Origin of the sequence: Zavarzinella formosa DSM 19928, assembly GCF_000255705.1 — a bacterium.
Classification (GTDB): Bacteria; Planctomycetota; Planctomycetia; order Gemmatales; family Gemmataceae; genus Zavarzinella; species Zavarzinella formosa.
In genome coordinates, this window is the sequence record NZ_JH636442.1 from 303,657 (window position 1) to 327,545 (window position 23,889).

Sequence of the window (23,889 nt, forward strand, 5' to 3'; positions counted from 1 at the left end):
GAAGACGGTTCCGGTCATCGGTCGGGCGGGAAGTGAATAAACTACCCGAACGACGAGGCAAACGCCCGGAGATTGATTTTGAACGACGAACAGCCCGGCTTGTTTCAGTTCACTGTGATCGTCAAACCCTTCCGGGCCGAGGCCGTCCTGCGAGCCGCCGCCATTCTGGGGGTGGTTGATTGCTCGGTGCGGGAGGCCAAGGGGTACAGCCGGCAAAAAGGCTATTTAGAACGGTATATCGGAAGTGAATACAGCCAGGCCTTCATCCCGAAGGTCGAGATCACGATTTGGGTGGCCTCCGAGAAAGCCGCCGAAGTGTCGGCCGCGATCATGCAAGCCGCCCGAACCGGCCGCATCGGGGACGGGAAAATTTTCGTCGTCCCCACGGTCGGACCGGGCGTGTTGGAGTTTTAACCGCCTCGCTTTTTGGCTGCTTCTGTCAATTCAAGGAAATGCTGCTCGGCTCCCCGGTCGTTCCGGTTTCGGGCGACGGTCAATCCGGCGTTGATGAACTCCATTGCCTTCGCCCCGAGGTTCTTGCTGAGCATCGTCTCCGCCGCCGGGGCATAGATCGACAACTCATTCGGGTTGTCGGCCACGGTCTTTTTGAAGAACTCATACGCCTCGTCCGTCTGTCCCGACCGGGCGATGGCCTGACCGGTCAGAATGCGGTATTGCATCCCCCGTTTCCCCTCATTGCTGGCCGAATCGGCTTCAGAGGCCGTCTTGAGGAGTTCCATCGTCCTGGTTGTGTCTCCCTCTTGCCGGGCGAGTGAGATCAGGTGCTGGAAGAATGGGTATCGATCCGCAATCTCAGTCTGGCCGATGGCGGCTTTCGCAAACTTTCCGGCCAGATCCGGGGAATCCAGCCGGATGGCCGCTTGAAAGGCGGTGGTCAGTTGGGCGGGAGCCAGGCCGCCGATTTCCAACGTGCCGAGTTTCGCCACGTCAATGGTGTCGAAATCCAACGCCCCATCCGGTTCACTGACCAACAGACCAAGCTTTTTGCGAAGCCGGTTGAAATCGTAGGGGCTTAGTTGCCGCGTCTCTTCTGTCGGTTCGGACCCGGCGAAGAAACACAGTTCCATGTGCTTGATGATCCCCGGCAAACGCCGCTTCAACGTCGGATGGGTGGAGGCATCCAAGGGGGTGCCGCCGCCAAGGGCATGCAGGGATCGCTTGAGCCAGACATCCTCGAAGAAGGATTTGGCGGCCTCTTCTCGTTTGCTTTTGACGAGTTCCACCGGCGTGCCTTCTTGCAACGGGAACACCGTCAGGTCGGCCATCAGGTCGCCAAAATTGGCCCCGCCCAGTTCGTATTGCGGTTCCGAGACGCCCTTGCCGACTGCTGTGCGAATTTCCTGAACAAGTTGCTCGGCCTTTTCTCTTGAAGCGTGCCAGACCCGCACCAAATCCCGATCCAGCACAAGAAACGCCTGCATCCGACCAAACTTCGGGCCAACATCAACATTCAAGAGGGAAGGCTTTTCAAGGACGATCGCGCTCAACGTCTCGTTTTCCTCATTGGAATCCATGACGATCAAGCGATCACCATTGGCCCATGAGGAAAACAATTTGGAGAAAGCCGGACCGTCCAACACCCGCAAGTAAAAGCGATGCTCTGTGTGATCGGAGATGTTTTCCAACCCGCGCCCGCCCCGCAGCACTTCGGCGAGGGCGACGGCTTCTTCTTCCTCGGAAAGCGAATCCGTGAGTTCGGCCGATTTGACGAGGGAATCAATCCCCTTCCGGTTGTCCCCCAGCCAGGCCCGCAGCAAGCCGTGGTTGAATTGAACCGCCGACGATTCTTGAAATTGAGGGAGGATGGCTTCCAAAGCCTTTGCGGCCTCGGTCCATCGCCCGGACGTCGCCGTTTTAATTGGTTCGGCCAGCGCCGTTCGTTCAGCCTCGGTGGTTCCCGGTCGAAACTGATATTCTCGCCGGATGGTGGAAAGCAACTGGGATTCCGAACCAAAGATGGCGTTGTAATTGGTGCGCAATTCGACGTCGTCTGGCATGGCGGCCAGCGATTTTCGCATGGCGGCGATGGAGGCCACCGGACGGTTTTCCTGGAGTTCGAGTTGGGCGATGCGTGAATTCACTTCCGTGATCATCGGCTTCGCCTCGGCCGGGAAACGCTCGGCCGCCCGTCTGAACAATAGAATGGCCCCGGTGGTTTCCCCTTCGTCGAAACGGAACATCCCCTTCATGAAGTTGGCAAACGGGAGTTCCGGATCAAGTTTCAAGGCTTGCTCAACGGCCTGTTCGGCCCCCGTCCGGTCTTCGGTCCGGGCCAAAAAATCAGCCCGATAGCACCAAGCCTGCGGAACTTGGGCAAACTTGGAGGTCAGTTGATCGATGGTCATCCGGGCCGTCGCCTTTTGCCCGGTCTCTTGTTGCTCAAGGGCCTTGATGAACAGGGGATAATACGGCTGACAGCACCACTTGAATTGCTTCCCGCTTCCACAGGGACACAACGCATACGGTTGAATACTCATGGCGGATCCCTTGGCTGGCTAAATGATCCCAGAGAGTCGAATCTTGTCCTAGAGTACGGAAGGCGCGGTTGAACGGGTTGGGTTCTGGTGGAAATTTCGTCTCTCGCGCGTTGACCGGGACGAAATTACAAATTACCCTGATGGTAACGAGTTGCGTATCGTTCGGATTATGCGGAAGCGTCAGGGTTTTCCTATTTTGCCTGATTGTTAACTTCGCACCCTCGTTGCGAATCACAGAATTTGCCGAAAGAATTCTTGATCGGCGAACAGAAGGATGATCGACCCATGGTCAGTTCAGAGCTTGGCGCCTGCGAATGGTTTGTCTGGGATTTGCGCCGCAGCGGCCTGATCGACCGCGGCCATTTGGATCAAGTGGTCGGGGAATTCCTCAAGCGAAACTCCCGTGCGGAACCGCCCGCTTTGGCTGATTATCTGGTCAGCCAGAATATTCTCAGTCCGTTCCAAGCCGAGCGCATCCTTCAAGGGAAAACCCAAGGACTCGTTCTCGGGCCGTATCTGTTGATCGATTCGATCGGCTCCGGCAGCATGGGACAGGTCTTTAAGGCCTCGTCAAAAACTGACAATCAATTATTTGCCGTGAAAGTGCTTCCTCGCCGAAGCATGTGGAACGTCCGGCTTGCCCGTCGGCAGGTTCGGGCTTTTTCACAATTCAGCCATCCGGCTGTTGTGCCATTCATTGATGTCGGCACCTCTGGTGGCCAGCATTATCTCGTGTGGCCGTTGGTTCAGGGCGAACCGCTCGAACTAAAAGTGCAGCGGGAAGGCCGCATTGCCCCGGAAATCGCCGCCCAAATTTTCGGCCAAGTGGCGGGCGGCTTGGCGATTGCCCATCAGAACGGATTGTTCCACGGCCTCATCAAGCCCTCGAACATCATGGTGACCCCGGACAATCAGGGGAAACTGCTCGATTTCGGCATCGGCTCCCTCTTGGTGGAAAACGAGAACGAATCGCTGGTGGACACCATGTCCACGGCCAACACGCTCACCAGTGGGTTGGATTGCAGCAGTCCGGAAAGCATCATGGAACCGACCACCCGCACGCCGGCGGGGGATCAGTATAGTCTGGGATGCGTGTTGTATTACGCCCTCGCGGGTCGCTATCCGTTCCCGGATGGCACGGCCGTCGAGAAGATGATGGCCCACCAGTTCAAACAACCGACTTCGTTGCGAGAACTGGCCCCGCATGTTCCGGACGGGTTGGTGTCCATCGTCGAACGCTTGATGCAAAAATCCCCAGAGAGCCGTTACAACACCACGGATGAATTGGTGGAGGCCCTCCAGCCATTTTTGCAAATGGCCCGCCCGACCAGCCAGAGCAGCCACGGCACGCTACGGTCCGGTGTGATCCCGAACACTCGCGGGTCGGTTCACCTGCCGCCCCGCCCGACGATGCCTCCGCAGCCGACGTCCGGCCCGGTTGTTCAGCCGCCGGTTTCCCACAGTCCGGGCTTTGTGCCCCCGACCCACATTCCGGCGGGCAACCCGCTTCCGGGTTATACGGGGCCGGGACAATCGTTCCCCGGTTTCGCCACCCCCCCGACGCCGATTCCGGGTTCTTCCTTCGGCGGGGTCATTGTTCCGGCCACGGCGTTTGGCGGCACGGCAGCCGTGCCGCCATCCTCTTTTGGGAACGGGCCGCCGATTCCTCCCTCTGTCTTCGGGGGCGGGGTGAAGGCTCCCTCGATCCCGGCCCAAGCCCCGCCTGTCTCACGCGGCACGGCGGCTCATTATGCCTCGGCCGTCGATTTTTCGATGGAGCCATTGATGGCGGAACAGTTCGCCTCCCCCTTCCCGGTTGCCCCAGCCGGGGGAACAGTGCCCCCGAATTCACCGGTTCCCCCGATCCCGGCGGGCCGGGTGCAAAACCTGCCGAACCCCGGCATGAACACTTGGAGCGAGCCGGTCCGGACGCCGGTGGTCGGTCCGCTGCTGATTTTCTTGGTGGCGGCCCTTGTCACCGCAGTTGTTTACCTGCTGGGCAAGAACTTCCTGTTCCCGACCTAATGCAAGCAGGCTTTAAAAACGGGTAATGTTCAACGGGCGAGCACATCGCCCGTTTTTTATTTCCCGCCCCTGCCGTGCCGGTTGGCGGGATCGTACAATGCGTTATGCTCCCGATCACGCCCCGAGAGATTGTTTGAGTGTCCCAACTGACCGCCATGCAACGGAAAACCGTCCCCGATTCGGGTCGGCGGCGCGTGGTAATCCTCGGGTCCACCGGGTCCATCGGTTGCAATACGCTGGACGTTTTGCGGTTGCACCCTGATCGGTTTGAGGTCATCGGACTGGTCGCCCACCGGAATGCGGCGACGTTACGGGCGCAGGCTGGCGAGTTTGAACCAAAATGGGTCGCCCTGACAGGCGAAGAACATCCCGAGGGATCAGTCAGCGGTCCGTGGGCAACTGTTCATACCCAGACGGAGTTGCTGGAACGAATCCAGGCCCCGGATGTGGACATCGTTGTCTCGGCCATCGTCGGCGCGGCCGGACTGCTCACCACTTGGGCCGCCGTGGACGCGGGCAAGGATGTGGCGCTGGCCAACAAGGAAACAATGGTTCTGGCCGGTTCCCTTGTCATGGAACGGGCCACCCAAACCGGCTCCCGGATACTTCCGGTGGACAGCGAGCATAGCGCGATTTTCCAGGCAATGGAAGGGCACCGCGATTCCGTGGAACGGGTCGTTCTCACCGGCAGCGGCGGCCCGTTCCGGGGGAAATCTCGCGAAGCGTTGAAGAAAGTCACCGTGGCCGAGGCTCTGAATCATCCGACTTGGAAGATGGGGCCGAAGATCACCGTCGATTCGGCGACCTTGATGAACAAAGCCTTGGAAGTCATCGAAGCCAAATGGCTCTTCGGCTTGGATGCCGACCAAATCCGGGTGATTGTGCATCCCGAATCGATCGTGCATTCCTTCGTGGAGTTTCGGGACGGGTCGGTCCTCGCCCAATTGTCCCCGCCGGACATGCGATTGCCGATCCAGTTTGCCCTGACCTACCCGGAACGCTGGCCAAGCCCGACCCGCCGGATGAACTGGACGGAATTGAATCAGTTGCGATTCGAGCAACCAGACCCGGAAACCTTTCCCGCTCTTTCCCTCGGCTTCCGGGTCGCCCGCGACGGGGGAACCAGCGGTGCCGTGTTGAACGCGGCGAACGAAGTCGCGGTCGAACGGTTTCTGGCGGGGGAAATTTCATTCCCCGAGATTCCCCGGATCGCCGCCGATGTGTTGAACGCCCATTCCCTGAACCGACGCCCGACCCTGGACGAACTTCTGGCCGCCGACCGTTGGGCCAGAACGGAAGTCGCCCGCTGGATCACCAACAACCGAACCCGATGAACGATATCTCACCCGAAAACCCGACACCGACCCAAGCCGCCAAAACCGACAAACCCGGTAACTGGCTCTCCCAAAACTACATGCCGGTATTGTTTGTCGCCGGCGTCGTGGGGGTGATTGTCTGGAGGGGCCTCTATGTGGGGGATGTGGTTCTCGCCGCCCTGGGCTTGGGAACCGTTATCTTTTTGCATGAACTCGGGCACTTTCTGGCCGCGAAGTTCTGCGACGTCCATGTGGAAACCTTCAGCATCGGCTTCGGCAAGCCGATCCCCGGCTGCCAGTTCCGGTACGGGGAAACGACCTACAAACTCGGTTGGATTCCGCTTGGCGGCTATGTGAAGATGATTGGCGAAGGGGACAACGCCGACAGCGACGAAGCCGAGGAAGATCCCCGGTCGTTCAAAAACAAAAAAGTTTACCAGCGGATGCTAATCATCTCGGCCGGGGTGATTATGAACCTGATTTTGGGCATTAGCTGCTTCATCGTGGCCTATTCCCACGGTGTCGAGGAAGCTCCGGGCATCATCGGTTACATCAGCCCCGGTTCCCCGGCCTGGCAGGCCGGCATCCGGGCTGATTCAGTGGTTCTGCAAATCGGCGGCATCGAAAAACCCACCTATCCGGACATCCGCACGAAGGTGATGAGTTCTTCCCGCAAGGACATCATCCCGATTCGCATCAAGCAACGCGACGGCAGCGAAGTGACCATCGACGTTGTCCCCCGGCGGGACGAGGGGGAATTGTTTCCGATGATCGGCATCGGCAGCACGGAGCAATTAACCCTCGCCAAGGCGGGGCGGAAGGGGGAGGTCAGAATCGCCATCCCCGGAAGCGCCGCCAGCAATGCGAAGACTGCCGGGGATGTGGGATTTATGCCGGGTGACCGGTTGATCGCCACTTCGGACCCCGAAAACCCGGCCGTGATGAAGGATCTGCCGGTGGATCAACGAGACCCGTCCGGCAAGAAACTCGACTTCTTTGAGTTTCGGGATCGTATGCAACTGATGCGGGACAAGACGGTGACCGTGCGAGTGGATCGTAACGGGCAATCAATCGACATCCCGGTCAACCCGGAACCCACGCTTATTCTCCCCGGCGTTCGCCTGCAAATCGGGCGAATTTCGGCCCTGCGAGTCAATTCACCGGCGACACAGGCCAAACCGGTTGAGGGCGCCACGGAACCCGGTTTGGTGGCGATTAACCCTGATGTGCCTGATTCGGGCGACCGACTGATCGCCGTGGAAATCACCAAGCCGGGCGGCCAGAAGAAGCGTTTTGTGGACATCCCGAATCCAAAGATGGAAGACAAGGTTCAAGAAGTGATTCTCGATCCTGCCCGGCTTCCTTATGAGCTGAGCGAATGGGCCGAAGAATGGATTCGACACCCAAGATACTCCGAGCCTCTCAAATTCCCCCCCGTGCGCGTGACCGTGATGCGTTCGCCCACGGATGCCTCGCAGAAGACCCCGCGACGATGCGGTTATGATCTGGAATGGGATCCCAGTTATCGCTTCAGCTATGAGCCGGTGATTAGCTCCAATTCCCCCCTGACGATTCCCGGCTTGGGCATCGCCTATCAGGTGGAAACAACCATCGACGACGTGACCAAGGGATCGGCCGCCGAAGTGGCGGGTTTGAAGAAATCCGATGTCATCATCGCGGCCAGGCACAAATACATCACCCTCCAAAACAAGTCGGAGGACTCGGATTGGATTCCCCTCAAGCAACACCAAGGGGCAATCCTTTCATTCTTCGTGGCCAGAATGGACGCGCCGGAGTTGGAACTCAAGATCCGGCGGCCGGTGGAAAACGAAAACCGGTTCGAGGATTTGGAGTTCAAGCTCACGGCTGTCCGTGACGCGACCTGGCCGCAAAATGAACGCGGCTTCAAGTTTGAAGCGGACACCCGGACGCAAAAAGCCGAGGATTTTTGGGAAGCCGTGCAATTCGGCGGCCAGCGCACGGTTCGCCTGATCCGCACCATTTACCAGCAACTTTATGCCTTGGCTTCGGGAAATATCTCTGTCAAGTCGATGAACGGCCCGCTGTCAATCGCGGACATCTCATACAAGATCGTCGGCCACGACATGTGGACGTTTATCGTGTTCATCGGGATGATCAGCCTGAATCTGGCCGTGGTGAATTTCCTGCCCGTCCCGGTGCTGGACGGCGGGCACATGGTATTTCTGATTTACGAATGGATTCGCGGCAAACCCGCCCCGGAAAAGCTGATGGAATGGTCGATGTATCTGGGGTTGGGGATGATCTTCAGTCTGATGTTCTTTGTGATTTATCTGGATGTGAGACGCCTGTTTTTCTGACGTGTCAATCGGACAGATGTTGTGAAACTGATGTGACGAGGCAAACATCATGTCACCCGTTTGCGGGTGTTGGTGTTTGCCTCGTGGTTTTTGATGGCGATTCCGAAGCCTCTGGAAACGGCCGGGGAAACGATCTGACTTCCATTTCCTCGACATCATTGTCAGGGTGGAATTGTGGCGCCTGAGCGGGATTGTGCGACCCCGGCGTCCGGTTGGATGGGATGGCCCGGTGGTTTCGCCATTCCCCTTCTTCAAGGGATTTCGGTATAACACGGGCACGCTTCAAGCCGGAGACTCCCCCGTGTGCTGGGCCTTTATCAGCAATTTGCAATCCCCGGAGTGGATCGACCTCACGGTTCCGGCCGGGTTGTTCGTCGCTTGGTTGCTGGCGGTGATCTTGATCCCCCATTATGCCGTGAAGCCGGTGTTTTGGATCATCACTCGCACGCTCTATCGTCTCCACCCCATCGGCCGGGAAAACATCCCCCGCACCGGTCCGGTGTTGCTCCTCAGCAATCACGTCACTTATGTGGACTGGCTGCTCCTCTGGGCGGCCTCTCCCCGGCATGTCCGGTTTGTGGCTTACAAGGGGTTTACAAAGAATCCATTGTTCAAATGGTTCCTGCGGGTGACCGACTCGATCCTGATTGACGGCGAAGGCGGCCCCCGGCAGATTGTGCAGTCGTTGAAACAAATCGCGGAAGCCCTCGACCGGGGGGAGGCGATCTGCCTCTTCCCCGAGGGGGCGTTATCGCGAGGGTCCGGCGTGATGTTGCCTTTTCGCCGGGGTTTTGAGCGGGTGTTGAAACAGACGAAAAACCCCGTGACTGTTGTTCCCGTGTGCCTCTACCAACTCTGGGGCAGCTTGTTCAGTTACTCCGGGAACAAGGTGTTTTGGAAGTGGCCGCAGCATCTCCCTTATCACGTGACCATCGTGTTCGGGAAGCCGATGCCGCAGACGGTGACGGCGATGGAAGTCCGGCTGGCGATCCAACAACTCACCGCCGAGACGAGCATCATCGCCAGCAAACATCTGCGGCCGGTGCATCGGCAATTCGTCCGGCTCGCGTCCCGGTTCCGGTATTTTCGCAAACTTTGTTTCGTGGATGCCTCCACGCCAACCGCCCGCGAGATCAATTACCTGAAATCGCTCGTCGGCTGTATCTGTATGGCCCGTTGGCTGAAGCCGCAGATTGGCACGGAAAAGAATGTGGGGATCTGGCTGCCGACCAGCGTGGGCAGCGCGCTGGCCAACATTGCCTTGGCGTTCCATCACCGGGTTTCCGTGAACCTTAATTACACGATGGGAATGGACGCTATTCGCTCAGCCGTTCGGCAGACCGGCATGAAAACCATCATCACCTCGAAGAAATTCCTCACGCGGGCGCCGTTGGAGATCGAGGGGGTCAATCTGGTTTATTTAGAGGACGCCCTCCGAGGCATCACCAAATGGCAGCGAATCCGCAGCCTGCTGATGGTCGTCTTGTTGCCGGGTTGGGTGATCGAACGATTGGTTCTTCGGCTTGGCGGGCACAAAATCGACGACTTGGTGACGATCATCTTTTCCAGCGGCAGCACCGGTGAACCGAAGGGAGTGATGCTCTCCCACCGGAACATCTCCAGCAATGCGGTCGCCTCCGTCAGCCATTTGGGCATCGTGCCCGGTGACAGCCTGATGGGGGTGCTGCCATTCTTCCATAGTTTCGGTTACACGGTTCTGCTCTGGCTTCCCCTCCAAATCGGGGCCGGCGTCGTTTACTACCCGGACCCCCGGCAGGCCAAGGAAATCGGTGAGTTGTGCAAGAAATTCAAGTGTATGGGGCTGATTAGCACCGCCACGTTCTTGCGGTTTTATCTGCGACGTTGCGACCCGGAAGATTTCAAGGCCCTGCGAATCCTCGTTTGCGGCGCGGAGAAACTCCCCCCCGCCCTCGCCCATGAATTCGAGGCGAAGTTCGGCATCCTGCCGATGGAAGGCTACGGCTGCACCGAGCTTTCGCCGGTGGTGAGCGCCAACGTGCCCGACGTGGAACTCAACGGCACCCGGCAGATTCGCAACAAAGTGGGAACCATCGGCCACCCGATTCCCGGCGTGGCCGCCCGCACCGTGGACCCGGATACGCTCAACCCTCTTGCTGGCGGCGTTGAAGGAATGCTGCAAATCAAGGGGCCGAACGTGATGGTCGGCTATCTGGACCGCCCGGACCTGACGGCCAAGGCCATCACCGATGGTTGGTACACGACCGGCGACATGGCCAAAATCGACGAGGATGGCTTCCTCACGATCACCGGGCGGCTATCGCGGTTTGCCAAGATCGGCGGGGAGATGGTCCCCTTGGAAAAGGTCGAAGAAGACCTTCATGCCGTGCTGGGCACGAACGACCGTGTGCTGGCCGTCACGGCCGTGCCGGACGAACGCAAAGGGGAACGGTTGATCGTGCTGCATACCCCCGCGATGACGATGCCCGTAAAGGAACTGACAGATCAATTGGGAAAACGCGGCATTCCGAACTTGTGGATTCCGGGTGATCGCGAATTCTATCCCGTGCCGGATCTTCCCTTGCTGGGCAGCGGCAAGCTCGACCTGAAACGGGTGAGGGAAATGGCGTTGGAGATCGTGAAATAATGGCCGCCGCACGCACCGCCAAAACCGTGTTGTTCCTCTGCACCGGCAATTACTACCGCAGCCGGTACGCGGAAATCGTCTTCAATTCGATGGCCGAAAAGATGGGCCTGTCGTGGCGGGCCACCTCGGCCGGTCTTGCCCTCGAACGCGGTCGGGCCAACTTGGGGCCTATTTCCCGAACCACCGAAAAAGCAATTACTAGCAAGGGCATCAAGGCCGCCGAAGCGGTCGCCCGTCTTCCGCTGGCCGTGACGGAGGAATTGTTCGCCGCCGCGGATCGCGTCGTGGCGTTGAGCAAGAACGAGCATTTGCCACTGATGCAGGAACGTTGGCCCTCGTGGGTCGAAAAGCTGGAATATTGGTATGTGGAAGACGACCTCGTCGCCATTCCAGAAATCGAGCGGGAGTTGGCGGGTTTCGTCACCCGGCTGATCACCGGCGGCGTCCGGCAGGATGGCCCGCTTCCCCCGCCGGAACCGGAACCTGTGCCGGTGAAGAAGGAAGCCCCGAAGAAAGTTTTGACCGCCAAAGTGGGCCGCGAAACCGCTGGCCGCAAGGGGAAGGGTGTGACGACCATTTTCGACCTTCCCCTGAAAGAAGAAGAGTTAAAAGAACTGGCCGGCATCCTCAAGCAAAAATGTGGCACCGGCGGGACGGTGAAAGACGGCCGAATCGAGATCCAAGGTGACAACCGCGACCGCGTCTGCCAGGAACTTGAAAAGCTGGGGTACAAGGTGAAAAAGGCGGGCGGCTGAGAGGCAAAGATCGTTGCCCATTTGCTCGTTCATCAGTTATAGTGATCCTCATGCGGATCACCCTCAATCGCCGGGATTGGTTGCGGCTCGGCTTGGCCGGGATTCCGTGGCTGTCATCTCCGCTCGGGGCGAAAACACCCGTGTTGGCCGGAAAGGCAAAATCCGTGCTTCTGGTTTATACCAGTGGCGGGATGAGCCAGTTTGAATCGTGGGACCCGAAGCCCAACGCTCCCGCAGAAGTGCGGGGGGCTTTCGGGAGCATTGCCACCTCTGTGCCGGGGATTCGCTTCGGCGAACTCATGCCTCGTGTTGCTTCATTGGCCAACCGGATGACTGTCATCCGCAGCATGAGCCACGATGACTTGGATCACGGATCGGCCGCCTATCTCACACTCACTGGCCAACCGCACGCCCGCAAATCTTCCAATCCGCTGCCGACGCCGAACGACTTCCCCACCCAATCAGCCATCCTCCGACGCCTTCGGCCCGCGAAAAACCTGCCTTACACCGCCGTGCATCTCAACGGCCCGCTGCTGGCCCCGCAATTGCCATCGGTGGGGCAAAACGCTGGGTTCCTCGGCCGGGCCTGCGAACCGTTGATCTTGGGAGATGTGACCGACGAACTGCCGATGCTTCAAGGATTGGAACCACGGGCCGAATTGCCGAAACTCCGGCTCGACAGTCGCCGAAGTTTGCTTAACCAGTTGCAGGGGGCCACAGCCTTGCTGTCCAACCTTCCGGCGACCGTCGAGCGCGACCCGTTAAACCGGCAGGCTTATGAACTCCTCTCCACCCCGTCGGCCACGCGGGCCTTCGACTTGGAAGACGAACCGGAGCGGGTCCGCGACCGTTACGGCCGCAACCGAGCCGGGCAGGCGTGTCTGCTCGCCCGCCGACTGGTCGAACGGGGTGTGCCGTGGGTAACGGTCTTCTTCAATCACGGCATTCGCGGACAGGATAAATCCCCGAACGACACGGACGAATACGGCTGGGACACCCACAACGATATTTTCCAGTCGATGAGGGATCACCTGATGCCGCGATTCGATCTCGGCTTCTCGGCCCTGCTCGAAGACATGGAACAACGCGGCCTGTTGGAAACCACGCTGGTGGTGTGCTTGGGTGAATTTGGCCGCGCCCCGCGCGTGGCCCTCGAACCGAGATTCGACGGGGCGACGCCGGGCCGCAAGCATTGGGGCATGTGTTACTCCATCGCGATGGCCGGGGCAGGCGTGACTCGGGGCGCCACTTACGGATCGTCGGACAAAATCGGGGCCTATCCTTCGCTGAACCCAGTGACGCCGCCGGATGTGATGGCCACCCTCTTCCACGCCCTCGGCATCGACCCCGCCGGTCACTTCCAAGACCTCGCCAACCGCCCGGTGCCGATCACTTCGGGGAAGCCCCTCCTCGGATTGTTCGCCTGAAAATCATCTCACTTTGGTTTCTCAATCGCCTCGGCAAGCAATTTCCCGAATTCGCGAGCGCTCCACAACGAACGGCCGACGCCCCAATTGGTGTCTTGGGCCATCGCCGGGTCGATGTCCGCGAAGATGAAATCTTCCTGATGCCGGCGGGTGCGGACTACCATTTCTCCGTTCGGGTCCAGAATATAGCTGTCACCATAAGCCACACTTTCGCGGGCGAACGAAGGATCAATGCCGGGGGCCACGTTGTTGCCCCGCACGAAGAAGACGCGGTTTTCCACCGCACGGGCGGTATGGTCGTTGCGGACGTTCATGAAATGGTTGATGAGTCCGGTCGCTCCGATGGCGTTATAGTGCGGGGCGAAGATGATTTTCGCCCCCTTGATCGCCAGCAACCGGGCCGGCTCGATATAGCCACCGTCTGAACAGATGATGACGCCGAACTTGACGCCTGCTCGCTCGAACACCGGGAATTCGCGGCCCTGTTTGTGGAAGGGCATGTATGCGGAGCATTTGCTGTATGTGCCAAGAACGTGTCCTTTGTGGATGATGGCAGATGTGTTGTAAAGGTCTTTGCCGCGACTCTCGTTGAAGCCGACGATGAACGTGGCCTCGGCTTGCATCGTCTTTTCCAGCACCTTCATCATCTGCGGCGAATCGAGCGAAAACGCCCCCTGTCGGGCCTTTTCGGCCGAGTCCGTATAGCCCGTCAGATAGCACTCGGGAAAACTGACGACCTCCACGCGGTCGCGGTCGGCCCGCTTCAGGCTTTCGACCACTTTGGCGAGATTGCCGTCGAAATCGCCAAGTTTCGAGATCAACTGGAAATGACCGATGCGCACGGGAACCGCCTCCGTCCGGGGTGTCGGGCGAATCTTTGGTACTGTATGGAATGAAACGCCGGGCGAGTTTTGCAGATGGATATCGGCAGGATTACATGATTGACAGTCACCCGCAAGACGGGTTAGCCTGTTAGAATGTGCCGAGGCCCGGAGCGATGGGGACAATGCAGTTTCGTCGTGCCATCATCATCGTCGCACTGCTGACCGGCACAACTCCGCCAGTTTTCGCCGCTTCCCCCGAGGATCATTGGGCTTGGAAGAAGCCGGTTCGCCCGGCGGCGCCAACGCTGAAAGATTCCTCGATCACATCGCCGATTGATGCGTTCGTTCGACACAAACTGGAGGCGAACGGACTTCAACCAACGCCTCCGGCGACGCGTCCGCAATTGATTCGCCGGGTGACGTTTGACCTCATCGGATTGCCGCCGACGCCGGATGAGGTTGATGCGTTTGTGAACGATGCTTCGCCAAACGCCTACGAGAAATTGCTGGATCGGTTGCTGGCCTCTTCGCAATACGGGGAGCGTTGGGGCCGACACTGGCTCGATTTGGCCCGGTATGCCGACACGAACGGATACGAGCAAGATGAAATCCGGCCCCATGCTTGGCGATTTCGGGATTATGTGATCCGGTCCTTCAACGAGGACAAACCGTTTGATCGCTTTATCATCGAGCAACTCGCCGGAGACGAGGCCTTCCCCGGTGATCCCGCCGCCTTGGTGGCGACCGGGTTCAATTTGCTCGGCCCGGACATGACCGATTCGGCCGATCAGGCCCAGCGCCGCTTGAACACTCTCAACGACATGACTGACACAGCCAGTCTGGTCTTCCTCGGGTTGACCGTCGGTTGCGCCCGCTGCCACGATCACAAGTTTGAACCAATCCCGCAGACGGATTATTACCGACTTCAGGCGTTCTTCGCCGGGGCCGAGTTTCGCACGAATCTTGATGTCGCTTCTTCAGACGAGCGTGAAAAACATTTGCTGGCCCTTCGAGAGTATGACCGCCTGACGCAATCGTTGCGGGATGACATCCTTGCCGTGGAACAACCGCACCGGGCGAAATTGCTGGATGCAAAAATCGCCAAACTCTCGGCCGAGGCTCAGGCGGCTCATCGCACACCGCCAGAAAAACGAAACGGCGGCCAGCAGGAATTGGTGCGGGAGACGGCGAAGTTGGCGGCCCTGACCGATGCCGAAGTGGAAAAGACTCTTTCGGCCGTTGAACTGGCCCGGCTAAAAGAGCTTCGGCAACAGTTGAAATCGTTCGACTCGAAAAAGCCCGCCCCGTTGCCCGTGGGAATGGGCATGACCGACCGCCAGGGGCCGCCGCCGAAAACCCACTTGCTCGAACGGGGCGAACTTTCCAACAAAGCCCAAGTGGTTGATCCGGGTTTCCCCGTCACGCTCACCTCCGGACGCAAACCCGAACCGGCGAAAATCACGCCGTCATCCGGGGGGCGTCGGCTGGCTCTCGCCAATTGGATTGCCCATGCGGACAATCCGCTGACGGCCCGCGTGATCGTCAACCGCGTCTGGCAGCAACATTTTGGCCGGGGCTTGGTTCCCACGGCCAGCGATTTCGGCGTGCGGGGAGAACCGCCGACGCATCCCGAATTGCTTGACTGGCTGGCGACGGAATTGGTCGACGGGGGCTGGCGTCTCAAACGAATGCACAAACTGATGCTGCTTTCTGAGACATATCGGCAATCAACCATCGCCCCCCAAACAACAATGGAGAAAGACCCCGACAATACGTTCTTTTCTCGAATGAACCGATTGAGATTGGAAGGCGAGGCCGTGCGGGATTCGTTGCTTGCCATCAGCGGCCGGTTGAACAGCACGATGGGCGGCCCCGGTGTGACTCCCCCGGTGGCCCCGGAGGCGGTAAAAGGAGCAAAAGGCGGCTGGATTGTCAGCCCCGATCCGAAGGATCATGTGCGGCGAAGCGTCTACCTGTTCGCCCGCCGAAATCTTCGCCATCCGTTTTTGGAGGCGTTTGACCTCCCCGACAGCAACCTGAGTTGCCCGAAGCGAGAACGAAGCACGACGGCACCGCAAGCCCTGGCGTTGCTGAATGCCCCCGAGGCGATGGAAGCCGCCAAGTTTGTCGCGGAACGCTTGATGAAGGAAGCGGACTCCGAACCCGGCCGAATCGACCGGGCCTATCGGCTGACGTTGGGACGATTGCCGACGAACAAGGAGCGGGAACGGGCGGGGGTGTTTTTGAAGACCTCATCGCTATCCGAATTGTGCCGGGCGTTGATGAACATGAACGAGTTTGTTTATCTGGATTGAGGCGATTTCCGTGCAACCGCTTCCGAACCCGATGAATCGCCGATCCTTCCTCCGCAACGCTGGTCACGGGTTCGGCGGGATCGCGCTCGCCAGTTTGCTGGCCGACGACGGAAAACTCTTCGCCGGGGAACGCGATCCGCTGGCACCGAAGAAACCGCACTTTGAACCGACCGCCAAACGGGTGATCTTCCTGTTCATGTCCGGCGGCCCGAGTCAGATGGATACTTTCGATCCCAAGCCTGGCCTCACCAAATTGCACGGGCAGAAGTTGCCCGAATCGTTCGGCCCGGTGAAGACCCGGCGAGGCGTGGACAAGAACAAACTGCTGGCGTCGAAACGGACGTTCAAAAAACACGGTGAATGCGGAACAGAAGTTTCCGATTGGTTCCCCCATTTGTCGAAATGCGTTGATGATCTCTGCGTGCTTCGTGGTTGCCACGGCGACAGCGTCACCCATCCCGAATCGGTGTATTTGATGAACACCGGGTCGATCCTGATGGGCCGCCCCAGCATGGGGGCATGGGTGGCGTATGGCCTCGGGTCCGAGAACCGGAACATGCCCGCGTTCGTCGTGTTGCCGGACCCCGGCGGCTGGCCCAAAGGCGGCGCTCCGGCGTGGGGCAACGGTTTTCTGCCGACAACCTATCAGGGCACGCTGATTCGCGGCGGTTCAACCCCCGTGTTGAATCTTGACCGGCCCTCCGGCGTTTCACTTGAACAGCAAAAACGCACGCTCGACTTCATCCGCGAGGGGAACCAAGACCATCTAGCCGTTCGTGCGGGGGATTCGGAGTTGGAAGCCCGCATCGCTGCGTATGAACTGGCGTTTCGGATGCAGATACATGCCCCTGAAGTGGTCGATCTCGCCAGCGAATCAAAGGAAACGAAAACCCTTTACGGCCTTGATCGCAAAGAGTCAGCGGAGTTCGGCACACGGTGTCTGCTGGCCCGCCGCATGGTCGAACGGGGTGTGCGGTTCGTGCAACTCTATTGCGGTGACACCAACGGATGGGACGCCCACTCGGATTTGGAAGGGAATCACGGCAAACTTTGCCTGCAAAGCGACCAGCCCATTGCCGGGTTGCTCACTGATCTCAAACGCCGGGACTTGTTGAAGGACACGCTGGTGATCTGGGGCGGCGAGTTCGGCCGCACACCGATGACGGAAGGAACCACTGGCCGCGATCATAACCCGCACGGCTTTTGCATGTGGATGGCCGGGGGCGGCGTCAAAGGGGGCCGGGTGATCGGGGCGACTGACGAAATCGGCCTCCGGGCCGCCACTGACAAAACGCATGTCAACGACATCCACGCCACCATCCTGCACCTGCTCGGTTTCAAGCACACCCGCCTAACCTACCGCCATAACGGCCGCAACGAACGCCTCACGGACAACGCCGGCGAAGTGATTCAAGCGGCCATCGGTTAATATTGCCAGAGACTACTTTGGGAGCCTCACGAATGCGGCACGTCTGGGTCGTTTCACTCGCGTTGGTGTCGGGGGCGATTGGCTTCGCCGCCGAACCCAAACTGTCCGCCGACCGCCAAATCAACTTTGACAAGGACGTGAAACCGATCTTCGCGGCCCATTGTGTGCAATGCCACGGGCCCGAGAAGCAGAAGGGATCGTTGCGTCTTGATGACTCAACGGCGGTCACCAAAGGCGGCAACTCCGGTCCGGCCGTTGTGCCGGGAAAATCGGCTGATAGCTTGCTGATTCAATTGGTTTCCGGCTTGAAGCCCGACGAGGTGATGCCTCCCGGCAAAACTGAGAAATTGACGAAGGAGCAAATCGGCATTCTCCGGATGTGGATCGATCAGGGGGCGAAATGGGGAACCGCCGCCACCGGGAACACGGCGGGCGTCAAATCATCGCATTGGGCGTTCCAAGCCCCTGTTCAACATCCGGTTCCCAAAACCAAACATCCGGCGGCCAACGCCATTGATGCGTTTATTCGGGCGAGATTGGAGAAAGAAGGAACCGCTCCTTCGCCGATGGCCGACAAGCACACGCTGGTTCGCCGGTTGTATCTCGATCTGATCGGTCTGCCGCCATCGCCGAAGGAAGTGGATGAGTTTGTCAACGATCCCTCCGAGGAGGCTTACGAAAAACTGGTGGAGAGATTGCTATCCTCCCCGCACTACGGCGAACGATGGGGAAGACACTGGCTCGACGCCGCCCGTTATGCGGACAGCGACGGCTACGAGAAGGACACCGGCCGGCCATTCGCGTGGCGATACCGCGATTGGGTGATTCAGGCGTTGAACAAAGATATGCCGTTCGATCAGTTCACCATCGAGCAACTGGCCGGGGATCTGTTGCCCGACGCGACGACCGAGCAGAAAGCCGCCACCGGATTCCATCGCAACACATTGACGAACAAAGAAGGGGGCGTCGATCAGGAAGAGTTTCGCGTGGCGGCGGTGATTGATCGCGTGAACACCACGGGAACCGTTTGGCTCGGGCTGACCGTGGGTTGCTGCCAGTGCCATGACCACAAATACGACCCTGTCAGCCAGCGGGAGTTCTACCAATTGTTCGCGTTCTTCAACAGCGACAAAGAGGCCGATTTGCCGGCCTTCCTCCCCGGCGAGGAAGCCGCCCTCAAAGATCGCCTTGCGGCATTCACGACGAAAACGGCCGAGTTGAAGAAGGCCGTCGAAGAGGCCAAACAGATGAAGATGCCGGCGGCCGAGATCAAAAAACGAGAAGCGGTCGTCGCCACTCATCTGAAGACCAAACCGGAGCCGAGCAAGGTGCAGACGTTGGCCGCCGGTCCCGCGCGGGCGACTCATGTTCACATTCGTGGCGACTTTCTCCGCAAAGGCGTGGAAGTCAAACCCGGAACCCCGGCAGTGTTGCCGAAGCCGGAAAAAGCTCCCTCCACCCGGCTCGATTTAGCCAAATGGATCGTGTCGAAAGAAAACCCGCTCACCCCGCGCGTGACGGTCAATTGGGTGTGGGGCAAGTTCTTCGGCAAGGGGCTTGTGAATACGCCGGAGGATTTCGGCACGCAGGGGCAAAAGCCATCCCATCCGGAATTGCTCGACTGGCTGGCAACCACCTTCCGCGACGAGGATAAATGGTCCCTCAAGAAATTGCACAAGCGGATCGTGATGAGCCAAACCTATCGCCAGTCGTCCGCGACTCGAACCGACCTGATCGACAAAGACCCCCTCAACGTGTTGCTGGCGCGGCAATCGCGGTTTCGCCTCGAAGCGGAGATCGTCCGGGACTCCGCGTTGGCGGCCAGCGGCCTGCTTACCCGCAAAATCGGCGGGCCGAGCATTCGCCCGCCGCAACCAAGCGGCATCTCGGAATTGACGTATGCCAATTCCGCCCGTTGGGTCGAATCCAAAGGAGAGGACAAGTACAAACGCGGCCTTTACGTCTGGTTTCAGCGGACCAGCCCCTACCCGACACTGACCACCTTCGACGCGACTGATTCCAATGTGTGCGCCGTGAAACGCGAACGCTCCAACACTCCCTTGCAAGCCCTCACGCTCTTGAATGACGCAGTGTTTGTCGAAGCGGCCCAGGCGTTGGCAAAACGGGTGCAAACAGAGGACGCCCGGCCCGCCTATCTTTTCAAGTTGTGCATGGGCCGCGAACCCTCGACAGCCGAGGCCGTCCGATTGGTTCAGTTGTTGAAAGACACGCGGGAACTGGCGTTGGAAAATTCAGCGGAGGCTGTAAAGCTGCTGGGTTCCCATAAGCCCGCGATGCTGGATGTGAAATCGAAAAATGATGTCGCCACCGCCGCGTCGTGGGTGTTGGTCGCACGGGCGTTGTTGAATCTTGATGAATTCGTGACGAGGGAGTGATCAGTGGCAATTTCAATTTCGTTGATCAACGTCTCGCCACAACAAGGATCGACGGTCTGAAGACACCAAATGAAGAGGTTTGAAAATGACCAAGTCTTTCCGTTTCGTTTGGTTGATGATGGCCGTCTTGGCTTGTGTTTTCAATGCGCCCGTTGCCGGTGCCCAAGAGAAGGAACTGGCGGCCAAGAAACCGCTTTGCGTGCTTTTCGTGGGCAACAGCCAGATTTTCTACAACGATTTGCCGCGATTGATTGAGACGTTGTCGGAGTCGGCCCCGGCGGGCCAGCCCCGCATCTCGGCGGATCGGGCCGTCGCAGGCGGTGCGTCCTTGGAGAGTCTTTGGAACCGGGGCGAAGGCAAGGGGACCGCTCGCGAGAAGATCACGTCGGAGAAGTGGGACTTTGTTGTTCTTCAGGAAATCTACAACGTCAAACCGGATAGCTTCACCAAGCATGCCCGGCTGCTTGATGAGTTGATTCGCAAAAATGGCTCCAAAACAGTTTTGCTAAGCACCGCCAGCATCAGCACGCTCTACCCCAAAGGGTTCCAAGATCTCCATGAGATGCACGTCGCCTTGGGCAAGGAATTGAAAGTTCCGGTCGCCGCCGCCGGCAAGGCTTGGTTGTCGTATTGGGGCGACAGCGCCTCGCCGGAACAGCGGTTGGGTCTTTACGATCCGGACAAGGCACACCCTGGCAAGAAAGGCTCGTACATTTACGCCTGCACCCTCTACCCGATTCTGACCGGCCACAGTCCCGTCGGGCTTACCCATCGCCTTCCCAAACAACCGGAAGAGACTCTTTCCCCGGCGGAGGCAAAACAATTCCAAGAAGCGGCCTGGCGGGTGCATCAGGAGATCAACGGCAAATAACCGGTGTGTCGGGCTTCGAGGCACCGTTGGAACGTTTAGGGATCAAGGAATCGGATTTTTCTTGTCACGAGTCGCGGCGTCGGCGGTAATGGGGGTCCGAAGCCAAGCCACCGAAAGATTGCCATGAAACTGTTTCATGCAGCCACCGCCTTTGTTCTCGTTTTCGCCAGTTTGATCGCCGGGCCGGTTGTGGCCCAGCCTGCCGAAACGAGGGCAACTTCTGCCTTGACGCACGAGTCACTTGGCCGGGTGTTGAGCGCCAAGTATGCAACGGAACTCATCCCGTCGAAGACGGCGGAAAAGCTGCCGTTTTACACGCTTGGTCTGAAGTACACGTCCGCCAAATCCAAGGAAACTCTTGATTGGGTCGTGACGTGTGAAGTGATCGAGCGGGGCGGGCAAGCGCCCGTGGCCCGGATATGGTTCAACTGTCAGGTGATGCCGGCCGATGCCGATCAGGGGCGTTTGCTGGCCCTGCTGAACTGGAGCGGAGGCCACAACTCCAGCCGGGCGTTCTTCAAAACCGCACCCCACCGAGAGGGAACCATGCTCAGCCTCGTGGCCGAGGCGTCTGCCGAGGATGTGACCCCGGAACGATTGCCCCGTGTCATTGACGGCCTGTTGCTGATGGCCTTCGAGACATCCCACATTTGGGGCGGCAAGTTGAATCAGCCGTTGGCCAAAACACCGGCCAAGTCGGCCGTCAGTGGCAAAGACATCGTCGGGGATTGGGCCGGAGATGTCTTGATCGAAGGCAAAAAGGTGGGCCAGTATGCCGCCACGTTTGGTGCCGACGGTTTCGTGCTGATCTCGCGGGCCAAGACCGGGAGCGAGAAGGCCGACTTTCAACTCCTCACGGGCGAATACGCGGTCGCCGACGGCCGACTGACGTTGAAGCTCATGAAGGTGGAAAAGCCGGATGTGTACGAGATCGACCTGTCTGGCAAAACGCTGACGCTGACCATGACGGTCGAAAAATCCGTCATCAAGATTCAAATGAATCGCTCCAAGTGACGGCACGTGGCTCAATCATCGCCGGGGGCTTTTTGCCGCACGCCAATGATCGGGCGGTTCGGCGCCTTGGCCACTCCATTTTGGGCGAACAGGCTACAGGGCTTCGCATTTTCGGATTTTCAAACCAGTCAAATTCGACCTGAAAAGTGACCAAAAGCAGGTGAAAAAACCCCTCCGGTGACCATTTTTAGACAGTTGAACACCCACCCAACTGGTCAAAAACAGTGGGCCAACTGAACACTATTTTTCAAAACCCCCGGAAAAACAGAGGGGTCGCCTGATGATTTTGGGCAAATGCGCAGCGATTTTGACCAATTGAAAATGGCCCATTTTAAATGCTCATGGTTAATTCCCGGATGGTTGAAGGCGCCATGTGGCCCAAATAGTAGTTCGGCCTCAATAAGAAACCGGACAGTGTTTGTCGGCTTGAATTGCTTTTGTCGGGAGGAATCGTTTTCATCTGACAAACAACCAGAACCGGGTTGGCGATGTCTCGCCGGACATGATAAACTAACTTTCCTGCCGAACCACCCTCTCCCGCCGACTTGGACCCATTCTCATGCGAACCGCCTTGTTGGTCATTGCGTTCCTGATTGCGTGGAACGGGAGATTGGCCGCCGCTGATCCGATTACGTTTGAACAGCACATTCGACCCATCCTGAAGGCTTATTGCCTCGACTGCCACGGGGGCGGTGAAAAACTCCCCGGCAAGCTCGATTTGCGTTTGAAGCGGTTTGCCCTTTCCGGTGGAAAGAGCGGGCCGTCGATCACGGTCGGAGAGCCGTTGAAGAGTTTGCTCGTGCAGCGGATGAAAGACGGCGACATGCCGCCGGGGGAAAAGAAAGTTCCGGCGGATAAGATCGCCCTCATCGAACAGTGGATCGCCACCGGGGCGAAGACGTTGCGAGACGAACCGATGACGTTGCCGCCGGGGTTGGGCATCACGGCCGATGAGCGGGCGTATTGGTTTTATCAGCCATTGAGGCGGATCGACCCGCCGACCTTTTCGCCCGCCGACCGAGTGCGGACGCCCGTTGACGCCTTTGTGCTGGCGAAACTCCGCGAGAAACAATTCAACTTCAACCCGGATGCGGATCGGGCCACTCTCCTTCGCCGGGCGACGCTTGACCTCACCGGACTGCCGCCGACACAACAAGAACTGGATTCTTTCCTCAACGATCAATCGCCCGATGCCTACGAAAAACGGCTCGATCAATTGCTGGCCTCGCCCGCTTACGGGGAGCGTTGGGGGCGGCACTGGCTTGATATCGTCGGCTATTCCGACAGCGATGGGGACGGGGCCGTGGACACGGTTCGGCCCCACTCCTGGCGTTACCGCGACTACGTCATCCGGGCGTTAAACGCGGACAAGCCGCTCAATCAATTTGTGATCGAACAACTCGCCGGGGATGAACTGGTTCCCCGGCCGTGGTCGAATTTGAAGCCGGAGCAAATCGACTTGCTGGCGGCAACGGGCTTCCTTCGCACCGCTCCGGACGGGACGGCCAGCGGTGGCGGCCCGGCCGATGTCGAGCAAGTTGTAACGGATACCATCAAGATCGTCACCTCCAGCCTGACCGGGACATCGGTGGGTTGCGCCCAGTGCCACGACCATCGCTCAGGGCCATTCCGTCATTCACTTTGGGGGATGCCGATAAGCACTCTGGCCCGTTCGGGTCGGATTTGGAGGAGTTCGATGGCTTCGCGGTGGTTGTCGGCCCCGGTCCCGGCGAGCAAATGAATGAGGGAGTTGCGCAGGGCGGCGAGGATTTGGGGGGCCGAACCGGAGCGCACCCGACAGGCGTCTTCGTGAAAGGTCACGTCCCGAACGTAATGCAATTCGTTTTCGATCTTCCAGTGATCGCGGAGGTGTCTCAGCAGGTCGGCGGCGGTCGCCTGCTCTTCAGACAGGCTTGTCACCCCGTACCCGACTTCGACGGTTTTGATCCCCTTGATGGTCCGTTCCCGGATGATCTCGAAGCCTTGGGCCAGGCCCTTCCATTGTTCATGACCGGTCAGGATCGACGTGGTTCGCAGGGTCCGGACCTCCAGCC

At 58.9% G+C, this 23,889-nt stretch carries 16 protein-coding genes; 13 read left to right on the top strand and 3 right to left on the bottom strand.

Translation table 11 applies throughout. From position 1 onward, the window contains the following. Positions 1–78 precede the first annotated feature (78 nt). Complete coding sequence (locus BGIM_RS0122505) at positions 79–414, top strand: P-II family nitrogen regulator (protein ID WP_020471988.1); 336 nt, start codon at positions 79–81, stop codon at positions 412–414. Here BGIM_RS0122505 and BGIM_RS0122510 read toward each other — a convergent pair. Continuing rightward, the gene (locus tag BGIM_RS0122510; RefSeq protein ID WP_020471989.1) at positions 411–2,498 is read right to left on the bottom strand and encodes an SEC-C domain-containing protein; all 2,088 of its coding nucleotides are present in this window, start codon (positions 2,496–2,498) and stop codon (positions 411–413) included. The two genes, BGIM_RS0122505 and BGIM_RS0122510, sit on opposite strands and share 4 nt — an antisense overlap. 285 nt (positions 2,499–2,783) lie before the next feature. On the opposite strand from BGIM_RS0122510, the gene BGIM_RS0122515 reads away from it, so the two are divergent. The 6 genes from BGIM_RS0122515 to BGIM_RS0122540 all read left to right on the top strand — a co-directional run bounded on the left by BGIM_RS0122515 (position 2,784) and on the right by BGIM_RS0122540 (position 12,986). After that, entirely contained in the window at positions 2,784–4,523 is a 1,740-nt protein-coding gene (locus BGIM_RS0122515) for a serine/threonine protein kinase (RefSeq protein WP_063607911.1), read from the top strand. 137 nt (positions 4,524–4,660) lie between these two features. Further along, positions 4,661–5,857, top strand: a complete 1,197-nt coding sequence (locus BGIM_RS0122520) for a 1-deoxy-D-xylulose-5-phosphate reductoisomerase (RefSeq protein WP_020471991.1) — start codon at positions 4,661–4,663, stop codon at positions 5,855–5,857. Then, positions 5,854–8,178 carry an RIP metalloprotease RseP gene (rseP, locus tag BGIM_RS0122525; RefSeq protein WP_020471992.1) on the top strand — a complete coding sequence of 775 codons (2,325 nt, stop codon included), beginning with the start codon at positions 5,854–5,856 and terminating at the stop codon, positions 8,176–8,178. The genes BGIM_RS0122520 and rseP overlap by 4 nt, the downstream gene beginning before the upstream one ends. Positions 8,179–8,407: 229 nt before the next feature. Continuing rightward, positions 8,408–10,804, top strand: coding sequence for an AMP-binding protein (locus BGIM_RS51830; RefSeq protein ID WP_157369346.1), 2,397 nt, complete (start codon positions 8,408–8,410; stop codon positions 10,802–10,804). Continuing rightward, on the top strand, positions 10,804–11,559 hold the full coding sequence (locus tag BGIM_RS58030; protein WP_020471994.1) for an arsenate reductase/protein-tyrosine-phosphatase family protein: 756 nt from the start codon (positions 10,804–10,806) through the stop codon (positions 11,557–11,559). The genes BGIM_RS51830 and BGIM_RS58030 overlap by 1 nt, the downstream gene beginning before the upstream one ends. Positions 11,560–11,609: 50 nt before the next feature. Further along, complete coding sequence (locus BGIM_RS0122540; RefSeq protein ID WP_040889920.1) at positions 11,610–12,986, top strand: DUF1501 domain-containing protein; 1,377 nt, start codon at positions 11,610–11,612, stop codon at positions 12,984–12,986. A gap of 8 nt (positions 12,987–12,994) precedes the next feature. Here the strand turns inward: BGIM_RS0122540 and BGIM_RS0122545 are convergent, their stop codons facing one another. Next, on the bottom strand, positions 12,995–13,828 hold the full coding sequence (locus tag BGIM_RS0122545; RefSeq protein WP_020471996.1) for a carbon-nitrogen hydrolase family protein: 834 nt from the start codon (positions 13,826–13,828) through the stop codon (positions 12,995–12,997). A 164-nt stretch (positions 13,829–13,992) separates the two neighbouring features. On the opposite strand from BGIM_RS0122545, the gene BGIM_RS0122550 reads away from it, so the two are divergent. The 6 genes from BGIM_RS0122550 (at position 13,993) to BGIM_RS51840 (ending at position 23,576) form a co-directional block, all read left to right on the top strand. Continuing rightward, the gene (locus BGIM_RS0122550) at positions 13,993–16,125 is read left to right on the top strand and encodes a DUF1549 and DUF1553 domain-containing protein (protein ID WP_162136278.1); all 2,133 of its coding nucleotides are present in this window, start codon (positions 13,993–13,995) and stop codon (positions 16,123–16,125) included. Between the two features lie 31 nt (positions 16,126–16,156). Further along, positions 16,157–17,554 carry a DUF1501 domain-containing protein gene (locus BGIM_RS0122555; RefSeq protein WP_052639990.1) on the top strand — a complete coding sequence of 466 codons (1,398 nt, stop codon included), beginning with the start codon at positions 16,157–16,159 and terminating at the stop codon, positions 17,552–17,554. Between the two features lie 32 nt (positions 17,555–17,586). Continuing rightward, positions 17,587–19,950, top strand: a complete 2,364-nt coding sequence (locus BGIM_RS0122560; RefSeq protein WP_020471999.1) for a DUF1553 domain-containing protein — start codon at positions 17,587–17,589, stop codon at positions 19,948–19,950. An 85-nt stretch (positions 19,951–20,035) separates the two neighbouring features. Continuing rightward, positions 20,036–20,821, top strand: a complete 786-nt coding sequence (locus tag BGIM_RS0122565; RefSeq protein WP_020472000.1) for an SGNH/GDSL hydrolase family protein — start codon at positions 20,036–20,038, stop codon at positions 20,819–20,821. Between the two features lie 123 nt (positions 20,822–20,944). Beyond that, positions 20,945–21,835, top strand: a complete 891-nt coding sequence (locus BGIM_RS0122570; RefSeq protein WP_020472001.1) for a hypothetical protein — start codon at positions 20,945–20,947, stop codon at positions 21,833–21,835. A gap of 559 nt (positions 21,836–22,394) precedes the next feature. Further along, positions 22,395–23,576 carry a DUF1549 domain-containing protein gene (locus BGIM_RS51840; protein ID WP_040889923.1) on the top strand — a complete coding sequence of 394 codons (1,182 nt, stop codon included), beginning with the start codon at positions 22,395–22,397 and terminating at the stop codon, positions 23,574–23,576. Here the strand turns inward: BGIM_RS51840 and BGIM_RS64940 are convergent. Then, the coding region (locus BGIM_RS64940; RefSeq protein WP_162136279.1) for an ISAs1 family transposase at positions 23,468–23,889 on the bottom strand (422 nt) is incomplete at its 5' end. The genes BGIM_RS51840 and BGIM_RS64940 overlap by 109 nt on opposite strands.

Bases quoted from the DNA above. Each gene is read 5' to 3' on its own strand.
- BGIM_RS0122540 (WP_040889920.1), top strand. From the start codon at position 11,610: ATGCGGATCACCCTCAATCGCCGGGATTGGTTGCGGCTCGGCTTGGCC.
- BGIM_RS0122555 (WP_052639990.1), top strand. From the start codon at position 16,157: ATGAATCGCCGATCCTTCCTCCGCAACGCTGGTCACGGGTTCGGCGGG.
- BGIM_RS58030 (WP_020471994.1), top strand. From the start codon at position 10,804: ATGGCCGCCGCACGCACCGCCAAAACCGTGTTGTTCCTCTGCACCGGC.
- BGIM_RS0122510 (WP_020471989.1), bottom strand. From the start codon at position 2,498: ATGAGTATTCAACCGTATGCGTTGTGTCCCTGTGGAAGCGGGAAGCAA.
- BGIM_RS0122560 (WP_020471999.1), top strand. From the start codon at position 17,587: ATGCGGCACGTCTGGGTCGTTTCACTCGCGTTGGTGTCGGGGGCGATT.
- BGIM_RS0122515 (WP_063607911.1), top strand. From the start codon at position 2,784: ATGGTCAGTTCAGAGCTTGGCGCCTGCGAATGGTTTGTCTGGGATTTG.
- BGIM_RS51840 (WP_040889923.1), top strand. From the start codon at position 22,395: ATGCGAACCGCCTTGTTGGTCATTGCGTTCCTGATTGCGTGGAACGGG.
- rseP (WP_020471992.1), top strand. From the start codon at position 5,854: ATGAACGATATCTCACCCGAAAACCCGACACCGACCCAAGCCGCCAAA.
- BGIM_RS0122565 (WP_020472000.1), top strand. From the start codon at position 20,036: ATGACCAAGTCTTTCCGTTTCGTTTGGTTGATGATGGCCGTCTTGGCT.
- BGIM_RS0122570 (WP_020472001.1), top strand. From the start codon at position 20,945: ATGAAACTGTTTCATGCAGCCACCGCCTTTGTTCTCGTTTTCGCCAGT.
- BGIM_RS0122550 (WP_162136278.1), top strand. From the start codon at position 13,993: ATGCAGTTTCGTCGTGCCATCATCATCGTCGCACTGCTGACCGGCACA.